Genomic DNA, 17,203 nt, shown 5'->3' on the forward strand with positions numbered 1-17,203 from the left:
GGAAGGGATAAACAATCGAATAAAGGTCATCAAGCGGATGGCGTACGGTTACCGGGATAGCGAATTCTTTTTCATGAAGATCAAGAGCGTCTTTCCCGGTAATCCGTGAAGAACCATAAAAAAGCCCGCCGTAGGGCGGGCTTTAAAACAAGCGCTTCAGAGCAGGAAAATCGTCGCCAGCCCAAGGAAGATAAAGAAGCCACCACTGTCGGTCATGGCGGTAATCATCACACTGGCCCCCATGGCAGGATCTCGCCCGAGTCGCGCCAGTGTCATCGGGATCAAGACACCCATCAATGCCGCAAGCAACAGATTGAGGGTCATGGCAGCGGTCATCACAACACCGAGCGACCAGCTACCGTACAACAGGTAGGCGACAACGCCGATCACCCCACCCCAAATCACGCCGTTGATCAAGGCCACTGCCAGCTCCTTGCGCATCAGCCGCGAAGTATTGCCTGTGCTCACCTGATCCAGCGCCATGGCCCGGACGATCATGGTGATGGTCTGGTTCCCGGAGTTACCGCCAATACCCGCAACGATCGGCATCAATGCAGCCAGCGCCACCAGCTTCTCGATGGAGCCTTCAAATAGACCAATCACCCGGGAGGCCACGAATGCGGTGATCAGGTTCACTGCCAGCCAGGCCCAGCGGTTACGAAGGGATTTCCAGACCGACGCAAAAATATCCTCTTCTTCACGCAGACCCGCCATGTTGAGAACTTCGTTTTCGCTCTCTTCACGAATCAGGTCGACCATTTCATCGATGGTCAGACGGCCGATCAGCTTGCCGTTCTTGTCAACTACGGGCGCCGAGATCAAGTCGTAACGCTCAAACGCCTGGGCAGCATCGTAGGCTTCTTCGTCCGGATGGAAACTCACCGGATCGCTGGCCATGACTTCGGAAACCTGTTTTTCCGGATCGTTGACCAGCAAGCGCTTGATGGGCAGCACACCCTTGAGCACACCGTCGTAGTCAACCACGAACAGTTTGTCGGTATGGCCTGGCAACTCCTTGAGGCGGCGCAGGTAGCGCAGAACCACTTCGAGGCTGACATCTTCGCGGATGGTAACCATCTCGAAGTCCATCAGTGCGCCAACCTGCTCCTCGTCATAGGACAACGCCGAGCGCACGCGCTCGCGCTGCTGGCCATCGAGGGTTTCCATCAGCTCGTGGACGACGTCTCGGGGCAGCTCGGAAGCCAGGTCGGCAAGTTCGTCGGCATCCATGTCCTTGGCCGCAGCCAGGAGCTCATGATCGTCCATGTCGGCGATCAGGGTTTCACGAACCGAATCGGATACTTCGAGCAGGATGTCGCCGTCGCGATCAGCCTTGACCAATTGCCAGAGCGTCAGGCGGTCATCCAGCGGCAAGGCTTCGAGAATATAGGCGACGTCGGCGGAGTGCAGGTCATCGAGCTTGCGTTGCAGCTCGACCAGATTTTGCCGGTGAACCAGGTTTTCGACGCGATCCTGATTCGGACCTTCCTGGCGATGAGTCAGGTCTTCAACCACTCGCTGACGCTGCAACAGCTCAACGACTTGAGCCAGGCGGTCCTGCAAGCTTTCCTGCGTTTTCTTTACTTCAACTTCAGACATAGGCGAACTCCACTCCCAGCAGCGGGGCGCGCCGGAAGGATCAATCAGTCAATTCATGATTGGAAAAACGGGGTATTGAGTAACTACTGGGTAAGTCCATGGAAGTAATCCAAAAGCCCCGGCGGGGCTGACGGGCGCAATGATACACCGACTGACGGCTTAAAACGTTAAAAAATCATGGCTGAAACAAGCGCTTGCGAAACAATCTTGAGCGCGCGCCTGACACTACAAAGTGCGACGACCCATCTGGAAAAGAAAACACAATGGCGATGGAAAACGCGGGCGCTTACCTTGATCGGTAGCCGTCATGGAGGAGAAGCATTGGGTTCGACGAGAGAGGATGCAGGAAGGGAAAGCCAAATCCCGGACGGCAAAAAGCCCGCTTAAAAAGCGGGCTTTTTGTTGTATGGTGCACTCGACAGGATTCGAACCTGTGACCGCTCGGTTCGTAGCCGAGTACTCTATCCAGCTGAGCTACGAGTGCATTTTGTGTTTTTATACCAGATCACAACTGGTTGGAGCCAAGTCATTCACATTACTGCAAACAACTCTTAAATGGTGCACTCGACAGGATTCGAACCTGTGACCGCTCGGTTCGTAGCCGAGTACTCTATCCAGCTGAGCTACGAGTGCATTTGTTGCCGCGCATTATAGGCCGTCTAATCTCTATGTCAAGCACTTTTTCTAGTAATTTCAACAACTTACCGAAGAAGCCAGATTACAACGTACTACGCAAATAATGGCGGAGAACGGGGGATTCGAACCCCCGACACCCTTTTGAGGTGTACTCCCTTAGCAGGGGAGCGCCTTCGGCCACTCGGCCAGCTCTCCGCAACACGGGGCGTATCTTAACCAACCTTTTCCCCGTTTGCAAACATAAAAAACGATAAAAATTAATGGCTTGGTTCTTCGTCCTTCTCTTTCTTTATACGCAGGTAAATTTCCTCACGGTGGACCGCAACCTCTTTCGGGGCGTTGACACCGATACGCACTTGATTTCCTTTGACGCCGAGCACGGTCACGGTGATTTCGCCATCACCAATAATCAGGCTTTCTGCGCACCGACGAGTCAGAATCAGCATACCTTTCTCCTCACGCATTACATTTTCAGGGACAACAGTCTGCAAAAAAAAGGCACTCGACCTACAACCAAAATAGTCGTTGGCCTACATGCCTGAGTATTGACCAGCGCGAGCAAAAGAACAGCCTTGGGGTCGCGCCTGGCAAAAAAACAAAGGGCGCGGTCAGACCGCGCCCTTTGGCAAACGCATCACTCGCCCTGGCGGACCGGTGCGTCCAGTTCGAAAGCCGTGTGCAAGGCGCGCACAGCCAGTTCCAGGTACTTCTCTTCGATCACCACGGAGACTTTGATTTCCGAGGTGGAGATCATCTGGATATTGATGGTTTCCTTGGCCAGCGCTTCGAACATGCGGCTGGCGACGCCCGCGTGGGAGCGCATGCCAACGCCGACGATCGACACCTTGGCGATCTTGGTGTCGCCGATGACTTCACGGGCACCCAGCTCACTGGCGGTCTTTTCCAGCACGGTCTGCGCCGCCTGGTAGTCGTTGCGGTGCACGGTGAAGGTGAAGTCGGTGGTGTTATCGTGCGCAACGTTCTGCACGATCATGTCGACTTCGATGTTCGCGGCGCTGATAGGGCCGAGAATCTTGAAGGCAACGCCCGGGATGTCTGGCACGCCACGGATGGTCAGCTTGGCTTCATCGCGGTTGAAAGCGATACCGGAAATAATCGGCTGTTCCATGGTTTCCTCTTCATCAATAGTAATGAGGGTGCCCGGACCCTCCTTGAAGCTGTGCAGTACGCGCAGCGGGACGTTGTACTTGCCGGCGAACTCCACAGCACGGATCTGAAGCACCTTGGAACCGAGGCTGGCCATTTCCAGCATCTCTTCGAAGGTGATCTTGTCCAGGCGCTGGGCCACGGACACGACGCGCGGGTCAGTGGTGTAGACGCCATCGACGTCGGTGTAGATCTGGCACTCGTCAGCCTTCAAGGCTGCTGCCAGGGCCACGCCGGTGGTGTCGGAACCGCCACGACCGAGGGTGGTGATATTGCCGTGCTCGTCGACGCCCTGGAAACCGGCGACAACCACCACGCGACCGGCCTTCAGGTCGCCACGAATCTTCTGGTCGTCAATCTGCAGGATACGCGCTTTATTGTGCGCGCTATCCGTCAGGATCCTTACCTGGTTGCCGGTGTAGGACACTGCCGGCACACCGCGCTTCATCAGCGCCATGGCCAACAGGGCAATCGTCACCTGCTCACCGGTGGAAACGATCACGTCCAGCTCGCGAGGAACCGGTTGATCGCCGCCACTGATTTGCTTGGCCAGATCGATCAGACGGTTGGTTTCGCCGCTCATTGCAGACAGCACAACCACCAGGTCATCGCCGGCATCGCGGAATTTCTTAACCTTGTCGGCAACCTGCTCGATTCTCTCGACGGTGCCGACCGAGGTGCCTCCAAATTTCTGTACGATCAAAGCCATTTCAAAGCCGCCTCTGCCCATGAAGGGCGCCCAAATAATCACTCAAACAGCGTTGCGGCCCGCCACTAGACTGCGGGCCGCAGGCACTGCCTTATAGACCCTGCTCTACAAACGGAACGGTCAGCGCCAGTGCTGCATCCAGGGCGCCAGCGTCAGTACCGCCACCTTGCGCCATGTCTGGACGACCACCGCCCTTCCCGCCCACTGCCGCAGCGGCTTGTTTCATCAAATCACCGGCTTTGAGTTGGCCAGTCAGGTCTTTGGTAACGCCTGCAACCAGAACGACCTTCTCCTCATGAACACTGCCGAGCAGGATCACTGCGCGGCCGAGTTTGTTTTTCAGTTGATCGACCAGCGCCAGCAGCGCCTTGCCATCCTGACCGTCCAGACGCACGGCCAGCACTTTCACGCCCTTGATGTCCTGGGCCTGCGCCGACAGATCGTCACCCGCCGCACTGGCAGCCTTGGCTTGCAACTGCTCGAGTTGCTTCTCCAGCAGACGGTTGCGCTCCAGCACAGCCGACAGCTTGTCGATCAGGTTGTCGCGGCTGCCCTTGACCAGGCTGGCCGCTTCCTTGAGTTGTTCTTCCGCCGCGTTCAAGTAGGCCAGTGCCGCAGCACCGGTGACCGCCTCAATACGACGCACACCCGAAGCCACACCGCCTTCGCTGATGATTTTCAGCAGGCCGATGTCGCCGGTGCGGTTGGCGTGGATACCGCCGCACAGTTCGACGGAGAAGTCGCCCATGCTCAGCACGCGCACGTTGTCGCCGTATTTTTCGCCGAACAGCGCCATGGCGCCTTTCTGCTTGGCGGTTTCGATGTCGGTTTCTTCGGTTTCAACTTCGGAGTTCTTGCGAATCTCGGCGTTGACGATGTCTTCCAGCGCTTTCAGCTGCTCAGGCTTGATGGCTTCGAAGTGGCTGAAGTCGAAGCGCAGGCGCTGACTGTCGACCAGCGAGCCTTTCTGCTGAACGTGATCGCCCAGCACCTGACGCAGTGCTGCGTGCAGCAAGTGAGTCGCGGAGTGGTTCAGCGAAGTGGCATGACGCACGTCGGCATCCACCTGCGCCTGAACTGGCGTGCCAACGATCAGGCTGCCCGAGTCCAGCACACCGTGGTGCAGGAACGCACCGCCGGTCTTGGTGGTGTCGCGCACGTCGAAACGCGCAGCGCCAGCCTGGAGGAAGCCGCAATCACCAATCTGACCACCGGATTCGGCATAGAACGGCGTTTGATCGAGAACGATCACGCCCTCTTGGCCTTCGCTCAACACGTCGACCGACTGCCCGTCCTTATAGATAGCAACGATCTTGGCGGAACCGCTGTGGGCGGTGTAACCGGTGAATTCGGTATCGACGTCAACCTTGACCAGGCTGTTGTAGTCCATGCCGAAGGAGCTGGCCGAACGTGCACGCACGCGCTGGGCTTCCATCTCGCGCTCGAAACCGGCTTCGTCGATGGTCAGGCTGCGCTCGCGAGCGATGTCGCCCGTCAGGTCCATCGGGAAACCGTAGGTGTCGTAGAGCTTGAACACGACATCGCCCGGAACCACGTCGCCCTTGAGCTCGGCCAGATCCTGCTCGAGGATTTTCAGGCCCTGCTCCAGGGTCTTGGCGAATTGCTCTTCTTCGGCTTTCAGCACGCGCTCGATGTGTGCCTGCTGGGATTTCAGCTCAGGGAAGGCTTCGCCCATTTCGGCGACCAGGGCCGCGACGATCTGGTAGAAGAAGCTGCCCTTGGCGCCCAGTTTGTTGCCGTGACGGCAGGCGCGACGAATGATCCGGCGCAGCACGTAGCCACGGCCTTCGTTGGACGGCAGCACGCCATCGGCAATCAGGAAACCGCAGGAACGAATGTGGTCAGCCACGACTTTCAGCGAAGCCTGGTTGTCGTTGGTGCAACCGATGGCCTTGGCCGACGCGCTCAGCAGGCTCTGGAACAGGTCGATTTCATAGTTCGAGTGAACGTGCTGCAGCACGGCACTGATCCGCTCCAGGCCCATGCCGGTGTCGACCGACGGCGCTGGCAGCGGGTGCAACACGCCGTCGGCGGTGCGGTTGAACTGCATGAACACGTTGTTCCAGATTTCGATGTAACGGTCGCCGTCTTCTTCCGGCGAACCCGGTGGGCCGCCCCAGATGTCGGCGCCGTGATCGTAGAAAATCTCGGTGCAAGGACCGCACGGGCCGGTATCGCCCATGGTCCAGAAGTTGTCGGAGGCGTAAGGCGCGCCTTTGTTGTCGCCGATGCGCACCATGCGCTCGGCCGGAACCCCGATTTCCTTGGTCCAGATGTCATACGCCTCGTCATCGCTGGCGTAGACGGTGACCCAGAGCTTTTCCTTCGGCAGGTTCAGCCACTTGTCGGAGGTCAGGAAGTTCCAGGCGTAGGTGATGGCGTCACGCTTGAAGTAATCACCGAAGCTGAAGTTACCCAGCATTTCGAAGAATGTGTGGTGACGGGCGGTATAGCCGACGTTTTCCAGGTCGTTGTGCTTGCCGCCGGCGCGCACGCATTTCTGGCTGGAAACGGCACGGGTGTACGCGCGCTTTTCCTGGCCCAGGAAGCAGTCCTTGAACTGGTTCATCCCCGCGTTGGTGAACAGCAGGGTTGGGTCGTTGCCCGGAATCAAAGAGCTGGAGGCTACACGGGTGTGGCCTTGCTCTTCGAAGAAGCGAAGGAAGGCTTCACGGATTTCTGCGCTTTTCATTAGGTTCTTCCACGGAGGCTGCGGCCAAAGGCCTGTTCGAAACGTCAACAGACGAAGCGACGGCAAAGGGCCGCATTATATCGGCCCTGCGCGCGGGGTACAGCGTGTTTATACGATAGAAACGGTCAATTGGAGCGCTAACGCTATCACTTACTGGAAAAGTCGACGAATGTCGCGACGACCTGCTCGATTTGCACGCGGCTGACGTCCATGTGCGTAACCAGACGCAAGCGCGCAGCAGCACTGAGCACGATTCCGCGCTCGGCGGCGAACGACTTGAGTGCTTCGGCCTTGTCGCCCATGGCGACGTACACCATGTTGGTCTGCACCGGCTCGACCTCGAACCCTGCTGCGCGCAGGCCTTCGGCGAGCAACTGGGCGTTGGCGTGGTCGTCGGCCAGGCGCTGAACGTTATGCTCCAGCGCGTAAAGGCCTGCCGCCGCAAGAATCCCGGCTTGGCGCATGCCGCCGCCGACCATTTTGCGCAGGCGCCGGGCCTTGCCAATCAATTGCACCGAGCCACACAGCACCGAACCCACCGGCGCGCCCAACCCCTTGGACAGGCACACCGAGACGGAATCGAAATGCCGGGTGATGTCCCGGGCATCGACACCCAGCTTGACCGCTGCGTTGTACAGCCGCGCGCCGTCCAGGTGCAGCTGCAGCCCGTGTTCACGGGTAAAGCTTCGGGCCCGAGCCAGGTATTCCATGGGTAGGACCTTGCCCTGCATGGTGTTTTCCAGTGCCAGCAAACGGGTGCGAGCAAAATGGAAGTCGTCCGGCTTGATCGCAGCGCCAACCTGCGAAAGGTCCAGCGAGCCATCGGCCTGTACTTCCAGTGGCTGCGGCTGGATCGAGCCGAGTACCGCCGCCCCGCCACCTTCGTACTTATAGGTGTGCGCCTGCTGGCCGACGATGTATTCGTCACCGCGTTCGCAATGGGCCATCAAGCCCAGCAAATTACTCATGGTGCCCGTCGGGACAAACAGTGCGGCAGCAAAACCCAGGCGATTTGCCAGCTCGGCTTCCAGTCGGTTGACCGTCGGATCTTCGCCATACACATCGTCACCGGTGGCGGCAGTGGCCATCGCCTCGAGCATGCCAGGGGTGGGTTGGGTGACGGTGTCGCTGCGAAGATCAATAACACTCATGACTCGGGCCTCGTAAACAGGGGAAATCGCTTTCAGGAAAGGATTACTGCGGTCAAGTCGATGAATAATCAACCCTTATGCATGGGAACTTCCGCTTAATTCAACGGAAAACTCGATAACAATCATCCGAAAGCACCGATGCGCGCGTAGGAAATATGTGATAAAAACGCTTCGCTGCCAAACAATCTGGCAGCAAAACGTTCTCAGGGCGGGGCGCAACTCCCCACCGGCGGTAATTGCGTGCAACACGCATAGCCCGCGAGCGCTTGGTGGCAGATACGGCCTTTGCCGTGCGTGCCGACAAGGTCAGCAGACCCGGTGTGATTCCGGGGCCGACGGTCATAGTCCGGATGAAGAGAGAACGGGATTGGCGCCAAAGGGCCGTCCGCTCAGGCACTCGTGCAAGCGTGCGTACCCTTAAATCCCATTCGATTCATAAGCCCTGTTTTTCACACAAACAGGAATCAGAACATGCAACCCACCGCAATCGATAGCAAAAGCAAACACCATCACGGCGAGCGCGTCGCATTCATCCAGGCCTGCTGGCACAAGGACATTGTCGACCAGAGCCGTAAAGGCTTCGTCGCCGAAATGATTGCCCAGGGTTATCAGGAATCCGACATCGATTTCTTCGAAGTCGGCGGCGCCTTTGAAATGCCCCTGCACGCCAAGTTGCTGGCCAAGACCGGCCGTTATGCCGGCATCGTCGCCGCAGCCTTGGTAGTGGACGGCGGGATCTACCGTCACGAATTCGTCGCCCAGTCAGTGGTCAGCGGCCTGATGCAGGTGCAACTGGAAACCGAAGTGCCGGTGTTCTCGGTGTCCCTGACCCCGTACCACTTCCATGCCGGTGAAGAACTGCATCATAAGTTCTTCTTCGATCACTTCGTGCACAAAGGCCAGGAAGCGGCGAAGACGTGTGCGGATACGCTGCACAAGATCCGCGCCCTGCGTCGCACTGAGCCGCGCGCCGTCGCTGTCTAACACCGGCCCCATTGTAGGAGCGAGCTTGCTCGCGAAGAACTCAAGACCACCGCGGGGCATCAGCTTCCCCGCGTTATCGTTGACAACCTTCGCGAGCAAGCTCGCTCCTACAGGGGTTTAGCGGTGTTTGTCAGTTCAGGTCTTCGTCGGTGGTCGGCACGATCAGGATGCCGGCACGCAAACCGTTCTTCACCTTGGGGTTCGGGAAGATGATCCGGGCGCCCTCCTCCTCGATGATCCAGCGGGTATTGGCGATGTCTTCCGCCAGCAGGTAACCCACTTCCAGCTCCGAAAAGTTCTCGATGTCCACTGGCAGGTTCAAGCGGAAGCTGTCGCTGTGCTTGATGATTTCCCGTGCCACGCTGAACAGCTGTAAACCATCAAGCGCTTCATCAGTCGGCTCCGGCTCGGTACCTTCGATGATCTGTTTGAGGCGGGTTTCCAGGCGGGAGACGTTCACCCCGTCGTTCTGCCCGAACGGCCGCGCCTTGCCCAGTTCGAGGGTGAAGGCCTCGGCACCGAGCTTGTCGTAGGTATAGGAACTGAAGACGATCGACGGCTTGTTCTGCAACAGCACCGCTTCCATGCCGGCGGCGCGCAGACGGGCCAGCTCCTGGCGCGAATGCTGGCGATCTTCCTTCCAGGGATACAAGGCGAACTGTTCGATTTTCGAACCACGAATGGCCGTGTGCAGGTCGTAGTGCAGACGCTGGCGATCCGGCAGGCTGAAGAAACTCGCCGCCAGGCGTTCCAGTTCACAGGCGCGCAGGGCTTCGGAGCCACTGCTTTGTTCGTGTCGGCCATTGAACAGCCGATTGACGTCCTGCTCGACGAAACGCTCGCCCTTGCGAATCGCTTCGGGGTTGCCAAACAGGAACAGAATACGGGCGCGCGGCTTCAGGTCACCGCGGGCGATGTCATGCAACAGGCGATCGAGCAGTTCGATCGGCGCTGTTTCGTTGCCGTGGATACCGGCCGATAACAGCAGGTCCAGGCCGTTGTCGCGTACTTCAGGTGGCCGGACTTCCAGCGCACCTTCGCTCAACCAGCGCATGCGCACGCCTTCGACAGTCAGTTGAGTCTTCTCCGCCGGTTCGCGGCCGGCGAGGGTCAGTTCAAGCAGTTTGCCGAGGGCGAGCATAGAGCGGTTTCCTTAATGGTCGTGGTTGCAATCCGGGCCGTGAACGTGTTCCTCGTCGTCACCCAGGTCAGCCGGTTCCATCTCCAGCTGCAGACTTACCAGATTAGTCGCCAATGGGCGCAACAGCAGGTTGGCGTATTCGGCGTCGCCTTCTTCGACGTCCACGCCGATCAGCAACTGGCCACGGCCGTCCTGCTGGATCCACAGCTCTTTGCCTTGCCACATGACCGCGACGCGGGTGCAGGAGGTTTCCAGTTGCGTGCCGTCGGTGTCTTCAAGGATCAGCTGCAGGGTATCGCTCATGTCTTTACGCTCTCGGTTTGAGATGAACCGGCGCGCTGTCATGCATGACAACGCGCCGTCGATCAATTGATCTGGAATGGATAAACCGCGCCCAGTTTAAGGATTTGCGTCAGTTCATCCAGTGCCGTCCGGCACTCAAGCAGCAATTGCGGGTCCGCCAGATCGTTTTCGGTCATACGGTCGCGGTAGTGCTTCTCGACCCATTCGGTCAGAGTGCCGTACAACGGTGCCGTCATGATAACCCCTGGGTTGACCGCCGCCAGTTCGGTTTCGTTGAGTGCGACACGCAACCTCAGGCAAGCAGGGCCACCGCCGTTCTGCATGCTCTGCTTGAGATCGAAGACTTTCACTTCGCGGATCAGGCCGCCGGAGCTGGTCAGGCTTTGCAGGTATTGCCATACGCGCTCGTTGCCACGACATTCTTCCGGCACGATCAAGAGCATGGAGCCGTCAGGACGCGACAGCAGCTGGCTATTGAACAGGTAGGATCGAACTGCGTCTTCGACGCTTACCGCGGAACGCGGAACGCACACTGATTGAAATTTCCCACCGACCTTGGCGAGTTTGCCCTGCAGTTCAGCGAGCATCTTGTCGGTCTCGAGGAAAGCGTCCTCGTGATAGAAAAGCACTTCGCCATTGCCCACGGCAATCACGTCATTGTGGAACACGCCCTGGTCGATCACCGAGGGGTTCTGTTGGGCGTAGACCACGCCGTCATCGCTCAAGCCGTGCAGGCGAACAACCGCCTGGGACGCTTCGAGGGTCTGGCGCGCCGGATACTTCTGCGGTGCCGGGTAACGGGTGTCGAAGGCACTGCGACCAAACACGAAGAACTCGACGCCGGCTTCGCCGTACGCACGGCAGAAACGGGTGTGGTTGGCCGCGCCTTCGTCACCGAACTGCGCCACGGCCGGCAACGCAGCGTGGTGGGCGAAGTGCTTCTGGTCGGCGAACATGGCGCCCAGCACGCGGCTGGTGGTCGGATGCTCGATGCTGCGGTGGTACTTGCAGTTCAGGTTGGCGGCGGTGAAATGCACGCGGCCATCCGCGGTGTCGGCGCTCGGGCTGACGGTGGCGGCGTTGGCCACCCACATGCTCGATGCCGAGCAACTGGCGACCAGCAGCGGCATCGCGTCTTTGGCGGCACGCTCGATCACTTGCGCGTCGGTGCCGCTGAAACCCAGGCGGCGCAAGGCGGCCACGTCCGGGCGCTCCTGCGGTGCCAGAACACCTTGCTGAAAGCCCATGTCCATCAGCGCTTTCATTTTCGCCAGGCCTTGCAGCGCCGCTTCCTTCGGATTCGAAGACTGCTGACTGTTGCTCTGGGACGCGACGTTGCCGTAGGACAGGCCGCCGTAGTTATGGGTCGGCCCCACTAGACCGTCAAAATTGACTTCATAGGATTTCATCAGCGAGGCTCCACGAGAATCTGTTGTTATGGCTTCAGTAACTGGATTTAAGACCGCGGCGCGGCCATCGCCAGCAGGCTGGCTCCCACAGGTTCGGTGGTGCTCACTAATCTTGTGTACGACCCGATCACTGTGGGAGCCAGCCTGCTGGCGATTAGCATCACGCCATTTTCACGCCAGGTGTCAGAGCGGCAGGCAACACCAGGCTCGGCGTTTCCAACGAAGCCACCGGGTAGGCGCAGTAATCCGCCGCGTAGTAGGCGCTGGCGCGATGGTTGCCCGAGGCACCGACGCCACCGAAAGGCGCGCTGCTCGCGGCACCGGTCAGTTGTTTGTTCCAGTTGACGATGCCGGCGCGGCTTTCCAGCCAGAACTGCTGGTAACGCGCTTCGGAATCCGACAACAGGCCGGCCGCCAGACCATATTCGGTGTCGTTGGCTTGCGCGATCGCCGCTTCAAAATCAGCGTAGCGGATCACTTGCAGCAGCGGGCCGAACAGTTCTTCGTCCGGGCGATCGGCGACCGCCGTCACGTCGATAATGCCAGGGGTCAGCAAGGCGGCCTGGGCCTGAGGCTGGGTCATTTCCAGCAACGCGACGGCGCCGTTGGCCAGCAGATGCTCCTGGGCATCCATCAGCGCTTTCGCCGCACCGAGGGAAATCACCGAGCCCATGAAGGGCGCCGGCTGCTGATCGAACGCACCGACTTCAATCGACGCACTGACCGCCACCAGGCGCGCCAGCAACGAGTCGCCCCAGGCACCTTGCGGCACCAGCAAGCGGCGGGCGCAAGTGCAGCGCTGGCCGGCAGAGATGAACGCCGACTGGATGATGGTGTAGACAGCAGCATCGAGATCGGCGACCTGATCCACCACCAGCGGGTTGTTACCGCCCATCTCCAGCGCGAGGATCTTGTCCGGACGACCGGCAAACTGCTGGTGCAGGTGATTGCCCGTGCGGCTGGAACCGGTAAAGAACAGCCCATCGATGCCCGGGTTCGCCGCCAGGGCGATACCGGTTTCGCGAGCACCCTGCAGCAGGTTCAACACGCCCGCCGGTAACCCGGCTTCGATCCAGCACTTGACCGTCAGCTCGGCGACTTTCGGCGTCAGCTCACTCGGCTTGAACAGCACGCTGTTACCGGCCAGCAGCGCCGGCACGATGTGCCCGTTGGGCAAGTGGCCCGGGAAGTTGTAAGGGCCGAACACCGCCACCACGCCGTGGGGCTTGTGGCGCAGCACTGCGGTGGCATCGCCCAGCGGGCCGCTCTTCTCGCCCGTGCGCTCGCGGTAGCTCTGCACCGAGATCGCAATCTTGTTGACCATGCTGGTGACTTCGGTGGCCGATTCCCACAAAGGCTTTCCGGTTTCCTCGCCGATGGCGTGGGCCAGTTCGTCCGCGTGACTTTTCAGGGCCGCAGCAAAGGCTTCCAGTACCGCAATACGCTCTTCAAGGGTGCGTCGGGCCCAGCCCGGGAACGCCTGGCGCGCAGCCTGCACGGCGGACTCGACCTGATCGACGGTGGCACCGGTGCCGGACCACAGCACGTGCTGGGTCACCGGGTTCAGCGACTCGAAGGCTTCGCCCCCACCTGCCAACCATTCACCTGCGATGTATAGCGAATTCATTATTTCGACTCCCGAGCAGCGGACAACGCCACGGCGCGCACTTGATCGCCAGCGTTGAGTTGAAGACGTTTGGCGGTCAGCGGATCGACCACCAGCGTGCCGGCGGCGAGACGTGCCGGAGCGGCGGTGATGCGGCAGTCTTCGCGCTTGCGGTTGTGAATGATGAACGGCGTGGCGTCGTCGCCTGGCGTGCCGACGGCGAGCACCAGTGCCTGGCTGTCGCGCACGGCGCGGATCTTGCCGGTTTCGCACTCGATGGCCGGGCCGGCGTCGAAGATGTCGACGTAGCCTTGATAGCTGAAGCCTTCGCTCTTGAGCATCGACAACGCAGGCTCGGTGTCCGGGTGCACCTGGCCGATCACGTTGCGCGCATCCGGCGACAGGAAGCAGGTGTACAGCGGGAACTTCGGCATCAATTCGGCGATGAACGCCTTGTTGCCCACGCCGGTCAGGTAGTCGGCCTGGCTGAATTCCATCTTGAAGAAGTGGCGGCCCAGGCTTTCCCAGAATGGCGAGCGCCCGGCTTCGTCGGAAACACCGCGCATCTCGGCGATGATCTTGTTGCCGAACAGTTGCGGGAATTCGGCGATGAACAGCATCCGCGCCTTGGACAGCATGCGACCGTTGAGACCACTGCGGTAATCGGCGTGCAGGAACAGCGAGCACAGCTCGGAATTGCCGGTCAGGTCGTTGGCCAGGAACAGGGTCGGGATTTCGCGATAGATGTTCAGCTCTTGCGAAGCGCTGACCGTCAGGCCGACCCGGAAGTTGTACCAGGGCTCACGCAGGCCGACGGCGCCAGCGATGGCGGAAATGCCCACCACTCGGCCATTGTCGTCTTCGAGCACGAACAGGTAGTCCGCATCGCCCCGCCCGGCTTCGCCGCGAAAGGTCTTCTCGGCCCAGCCGACCCGGTGGGCCAGACGCTCTTCGTTGGCCGGCAAGGTGGTCAGGCCGGTGCCGGTGCTGCGGGCCAGGTCGATCAGAGCGGGTAAATCGCTGCTGCGTACGGGACGAACGATCATGCTATCTCCTCAATCGGGCCGCTTGCGCCACCCGCGAAACTCGCTGCTTTCTAGGCATTCTTTTCAGCAGGTGTTAAACCGCCACCAGGCGCACGCTGGCACCCTCACCGACGCCCAGGGCTTCGGCCGTTTCCAGGTCCAGGGTCACCGGTTTGCCCGGCGCGTAGTCAAGCTCGAGCATGACCGCGCGGTAATCCTGCAACTGGGCATTGGCCACCAGGTACTGACGACCGACGCCTTTGACCGGCTCGCCGATCTTCACCGGCACCACGCGGCTCTGGGCGATCGAACGGATCCCCGAGACCCGGGCATGCAAGGTCGGACCGCCGTCGAAGATGTCGATGTAGTGATCGGTTTCAAAGCCTTCGCGCATCAGGATGTCGAAGGTGATCTGCGCCCGGGGGTGCACCTGGCCCATGGCTTCCTGGGCGGAGTCCGGCAGCAGCGGCACGTAGATCGGGTAATGCGGCATCAGTTCGGCGAGGAAGGTCCGGCTCTTCAGGCCACACAGACGCTCGGCCTCGGCGTAGTTGAGGTCGAAGAAGTTGCGACCGATGGCATCCCAGAACGGCGAGTCGCCATTCTCATCGCTGTAACCGACGATCTCGGTCACCACCGAATCGGCGAAGCGCTCAGGGTGGCTGGCGACGAACAGCAGGCGGCCACGGGAGTTGAGCTCGGCCCAGGGCGATCCAACCAGCTCGCGCTGCACGTAGAAACTGGTCAGCAGGCTGTTGCCAGTCAGGTCGTGGCACTGGGAGAGCACGTGGATCTTGTTATGAATCTTCAGCTCGCGGGAGGCGTGCACGAAGGTTTCATTACGGAAACTGTAGAACGGCTCGGAATAACCGGCCGAGGCGACGATGGCCGAACAGCCCACCAACTTGCCGGTGGCCGCGTCTTCGAGCACGAAGAAATAGCTCTCTTCACCGTTGAAGCTGACTTCGGCGGCGAACGAGGCTTCGCTCGCGGCGATCTTGTCGCTCAGGCGTTCAACGTCATCCGGCAAGGAAGTGACACCAATCGGGCTGTCCGCAGCCAGACGCTGTACCTCGCCCAGATCAGCCATTTGCGCGGGGCGCATCACCAGCATGGTGTCACTCCTTAATCTCAGAACTTACAGAAGAAAAATCCCGGGCCATCCCTGAAACAACTCAGAGTCAACTGTGGGAGCTAGCCTGCTGGCGATATCGTCCTGTCAGGCAACAATGATGTTGGCTGTCAGGCCCTCATCGCCAGCAGGCTGGCTCCCACAGTTTTGATCCAGCCCGGAACAAAATTGGGTTCGACGCCTGAAAGGTCAGGCGCCGAAGGGTCTATCAGGCTTGCGTCAGTTTTGCCGCAGCGCGTTCGAAACGGTCCAGGCCTTCGTCGATGTCCGCGTCTTCCACCACCAGGCTTGGGGCGAAACGCACCACATCCGGGCCGGCTTGCAGCACCATCAGGCCTTCACGCTCGGCGGCGTTGAAGATGTCCTTGGCCTTGCCTTTCCAGGCATCGCTCAGTACGCAACCGATCAACAGGCCCATGCCACGCACCTGGGTGAACAGGCCGTATTTCTCGCCGATCTGTTCAAGGCGCGCCTTGAACTTGTCGTGCTTGGCGTTGACGCCGGCCAGCACTTGAGGGGTGTTGATCACGTCGATCACAGCTTCGGCGACTGCGCATGCCAGCGGGTTGCCGCCGTAGGTGGTGCCGTGGGTGCCGACGACCAGGTGCTTGGCCAGGTCTTCGGTGGTCAGCATGGCCGCGATCGGGAAACCGCCGCCCAGGCTCTTGGCGCTGGTCAGGATGTCCGGGGTCACGCCGTAATGCTGGTAGGCGAACAGATGGCCGGTGCGGCCCATGCCGGTTTGCACTTCGTCGAAGATCAGCAGCGCGTTGTGCGCGGTGCAGAGCTCGCGGGCACCTTGCAGGTATTCGAGTTCGGCCGGAATCACACCGCTCTCGCCCTGGATCGGCTCCAGGACCACAGCGCAGGTCTTGTCGGAAATGGCGGCTTTGAGCGCGGCCAGATCGTTGTACGGCACGTGGGTGATACCGGTGATCTTCGGACCGAAGCCGTCGGAGTACTTCGACTGGCCACCGACGTTGACGGTGAACAGGGTACGACCGTGGAAACTGTTGAGCGCGGCGATGATTTCGTACTTCTCGCTGCCGAAACGGTCGAAACCGACACGACGGGCCAGCTTGAAGGCCGCTTCGTTGGCTTCGGCGCCGGAGTTGCAGAAGAAGGCACGCTCGGCAAAGGTGGCATCGACCAGCTTGTGGGCCAGGCGCAGGGCCGGCTCATTGGTGAACACGTTGGACACGTGCCACAGCTTGTTGGCCTGCTCGGTCAAGGCACCGACCAGCGCCGGATGTGCGTGGCCCAATACGTTGACGGCAATACCGCCGGCGAAGTCGATCAGCTCGCGACCGGACTGATCCCAGACGCGGGAACCGGCGCCACGCACTGGAATAAAGGCGGCAGGCGCGTAGTTGGGAACCATAACCTGATCGAAATCGGCGCGTTGTACCGCAGCGTGCTCAACGGACATCGGAGTCTCCTGAAGAGAAAACACTCGCCTGAAACTGGCGAGCGATGAGGGGATTGTAAGGACAGTTTTCAGCCCGGCCTTGCCGCCAAGCGACAACTTCTTATAGCGCAAACCCCGGATTTTCCCGGGTTTACGGCAATGCGACATATAGGGTCGCAAAGGCGCAGTTTAAACTGTCGCGAGCGCTTGTAGGAGCTGG

At 60.0% G+C, this 17,203-nt stretch carries 14 protein-coding genes, 3 tRNA genes and 1 riboswitch; of the genes, 2 read left to right on the forward strand and 15 right to left on the reverse strand.

Going from position 1 to position 17,203, the window contains the following annotated elements; translation table 11 throughout:
* On the forward strand, window positions 1–109 hold a 109-nt coding region (locus ACYP2Q_RS30130; protein WP_163003228.1), incomplete at its 5' end, for a transposase.
* 47 nt (window positions 110–156) lie between these two features.
* On the opposite strand, the gene mgtE is transcribed toward ACYP2Q_RS30130, so the two are convergent.
* The 8 genes from mgtE to ltaE all read right to left on the reverse strand — a co-directional run bounded on the left by mgtE (window position 157) and on the right by ltaE (window position 7,975).
* Complete coding sequence (gene mgtE, locus ACYP2Q_RS30135; protein WP_459733820.1) at window positions 157–1,599, reverse strand: magnesium transporter; 1,443 nt, start codon at window positions 1,597–1,599, stop codon at window positions 157–159.
* A 407-nt stretch (window positions 1,600–2,006) separates the two neighbouring features.
* Window positions 2,007–2,083: transfer RNA gene (locus ACYP2Q_RS30140), tRNA-Arg, on the reverse strand.
* A 72-nt stretch (window positions 2,084–2,155) separates the two neighbouring features.
* A tRNA-Arg gene (locus ACYP2Q_RS30145) sits at window positions 2,156–2,232 on the reverse strand.
* 107 nt (window positions 2,233–2,339) lie between these two features.
* A tRNA-Ser gene (locus tag ACYP2Q_RS30150) sits at window positions 2,340–2,430 on the reverse strand.
* A gap of 62 nt (window positions 2,431–2,492) precedes the next feature.
* Complete coding sequence (csrA, locus tag ACYP2Q_RS30155; RefSeq protein WP_002554426.1) at window positions 2,493–2,681, reverse strand: carbon storage regulator CsrA; 189 nt, start codon at window positions 2,679–2,681, stop codon at window positions 2,493–2,495.
* 188 nt (window positions 2,682–2,869) lie between these two features.
* Window positions 2,870–4,111: an aspartate kinase gene (locus tag ACYP2Q_RS30160; protein ID WP_274077899.1), complete on the reverse strand. Its 1,242-nt coding sequence runs from the start codon at window positions 4,109–4,111 to the stop codon at window positions 2,870–2,872.
* 91 nt (window positions 4,112–4,202) lie between these two features.
* On the reverse strand, window positions 4,203–6,824 hold the full coding sequence (gene alaS / locus ACYP2Q_RS30165) for an alanine--tRNA ligase (RefSeq protein ID WP_459733821.1): 2,622 nt from the start codon (window positions 6,822–6,824) through the stop codon (window positions 4,203–4,205).
* Between the two features lie 146 nt (window positions 6,825–6,970).
* A complete protein-coding gene (gene ltaE / locus ACYP2Q_RS30170) occupies window positions 6,971–7,975 on the reverse strand; it encodes a low-specificity L-threonine aldolase (protein ID WP_459733822.1) in 1,005 nt (334 codons plus the stop codon).
* A 195-nt stretch (window positions 7,976–8,170) separates the two neighbouring features.
* Window positions 8,171–8,342: riboswitch (FMN riboswitch) on the forward strand.
* 104 nt (window positions 8,343–8,446) lie between these two features.
* Here ltaE and ACYP2Q_RS30175 point away from each other — a divergent pair.
* The gene (locus ACYP2Q_RS30175) at window positions 8,447–8,959 is read left to right on the forward strand and encodes a 6,7-dimethyl-8-ribityllumazine synthase (RefSeq protein WP_459733823.1); all 513 of its coding nucleotides are present in this window, start codon (window positions 8,447–8,449) and stop codon (window positions 8,957–8,959) included.
* A gap of 130 nt (window positions 8,960–9,089) precedes the next feature.
* Here the strand turns inward: ACYP2Q_RS30175 and astE are convergent, their stop codons facing one another.
* The 7 genes from astE to ACYP2Q_RS30210 all read right to left on the reverse strand — a co-directional run bounded on the left by astE (window position 9,090) and on the right by ACYP2Q_RS30210 (window position 17,004).
* Window positions 9,090–10,100 carry a succinylglutamate desuccinylase gene (gene astE, locus ACYP2Q_RS30180; RefSeq protein WP_459733824.1) on the reverse strand — a complete coding sequence of 337 codons (1,011 nt, stop codon included), beginning with the start codon at window positions 10,098–10,100 and terminating at the stop codon, window positions 9,090–9,092.
* A gap of 12 nt (window positions 10,101–10,112) precedes the next feature.
* On the reverse strand, window positions 10,113–10,403 hold the full coding sequence (locus tag ACYP2Q_RS30185; RefSeq protein WP_045057447.1) for a hypothetical protein: 291 nt from the start codon (window positions 10,401–10,403) through the stop codon (window positions 10,113–10,115).
* Window positions 10,404–10,465: 62 nt separating this feature from the next.
* On the reverse strand, window positions 10,466–11,812 hold the full coding sequence (gene astB / locus ACYP2Q_RS30190) for an N-succinylarginine dihydrolase (protein WP_459733825.1): 1,347 nt from the start codon (window positions 11,810–11,812) through the stop codon (window positions 10,466–10,468).
* A 160-nt stretch (window positions 11,813–11,972) separates the two neighbouring features.
* Window positions 11,973–13,442 carry a succinylglutamate-semialdehyde dehydrogenase gene (gene astD, locus ACYP2Q_RS30195; protein ID WP_459733853.1) on the reverse strand — a complete coding sequence of 490 codons (1,470 nt, stop codon included), beginning with the start codon at window positions 13,440–13,442 and terminating at the stop codon, window positions 11,973–11,975.
* Entirely contained in the window at window positions 13,439–14,464 is a 1,026-nt protein-coding gene (gene astA / locus ACYP2Q_RS30200; RefSeq protein ID WP_274077893.1) for an arginine N-succinyltransferase, read from the reverse strand. The genes astD and astA overlap by 4 nt, the downstream gene beginning before the upstream one ends.
* 73 nt (window positions 14,465–14,537) lie before the next feature.
* Window positions 14,538–15,557: an arginine/ornithine succinyltransferase subunit alpha gene (gene aruF / locus ACYP2Q_RS30205; RefSeq protein ID WP_459733827.1), complete on the reverse strand. Its 1,020-nt coding sequence runs from the start codon at window positions 15,555–15,557 to the stop codon at window positions 14,538–14,540.
* 226 nt (window positions 15,558–15,783) lie between these two features.
* A complete protein-coding gene (locus tag ACYP2Q_RS30210) occupies window positions 15,784–17,004 on the reverse strand; it encodes an aspartate aminotransferase family protein (RefSeq protein WP_459733828.1) in 1,221 nt (406 codons plus the stop codon).
* Window positions 17,005–17,203: the final 199 nt, after the last annotated feature.

The sequence above is a fragment of the Pseudomonas sp. MHK4 genome, assembly GCF_054600775.1.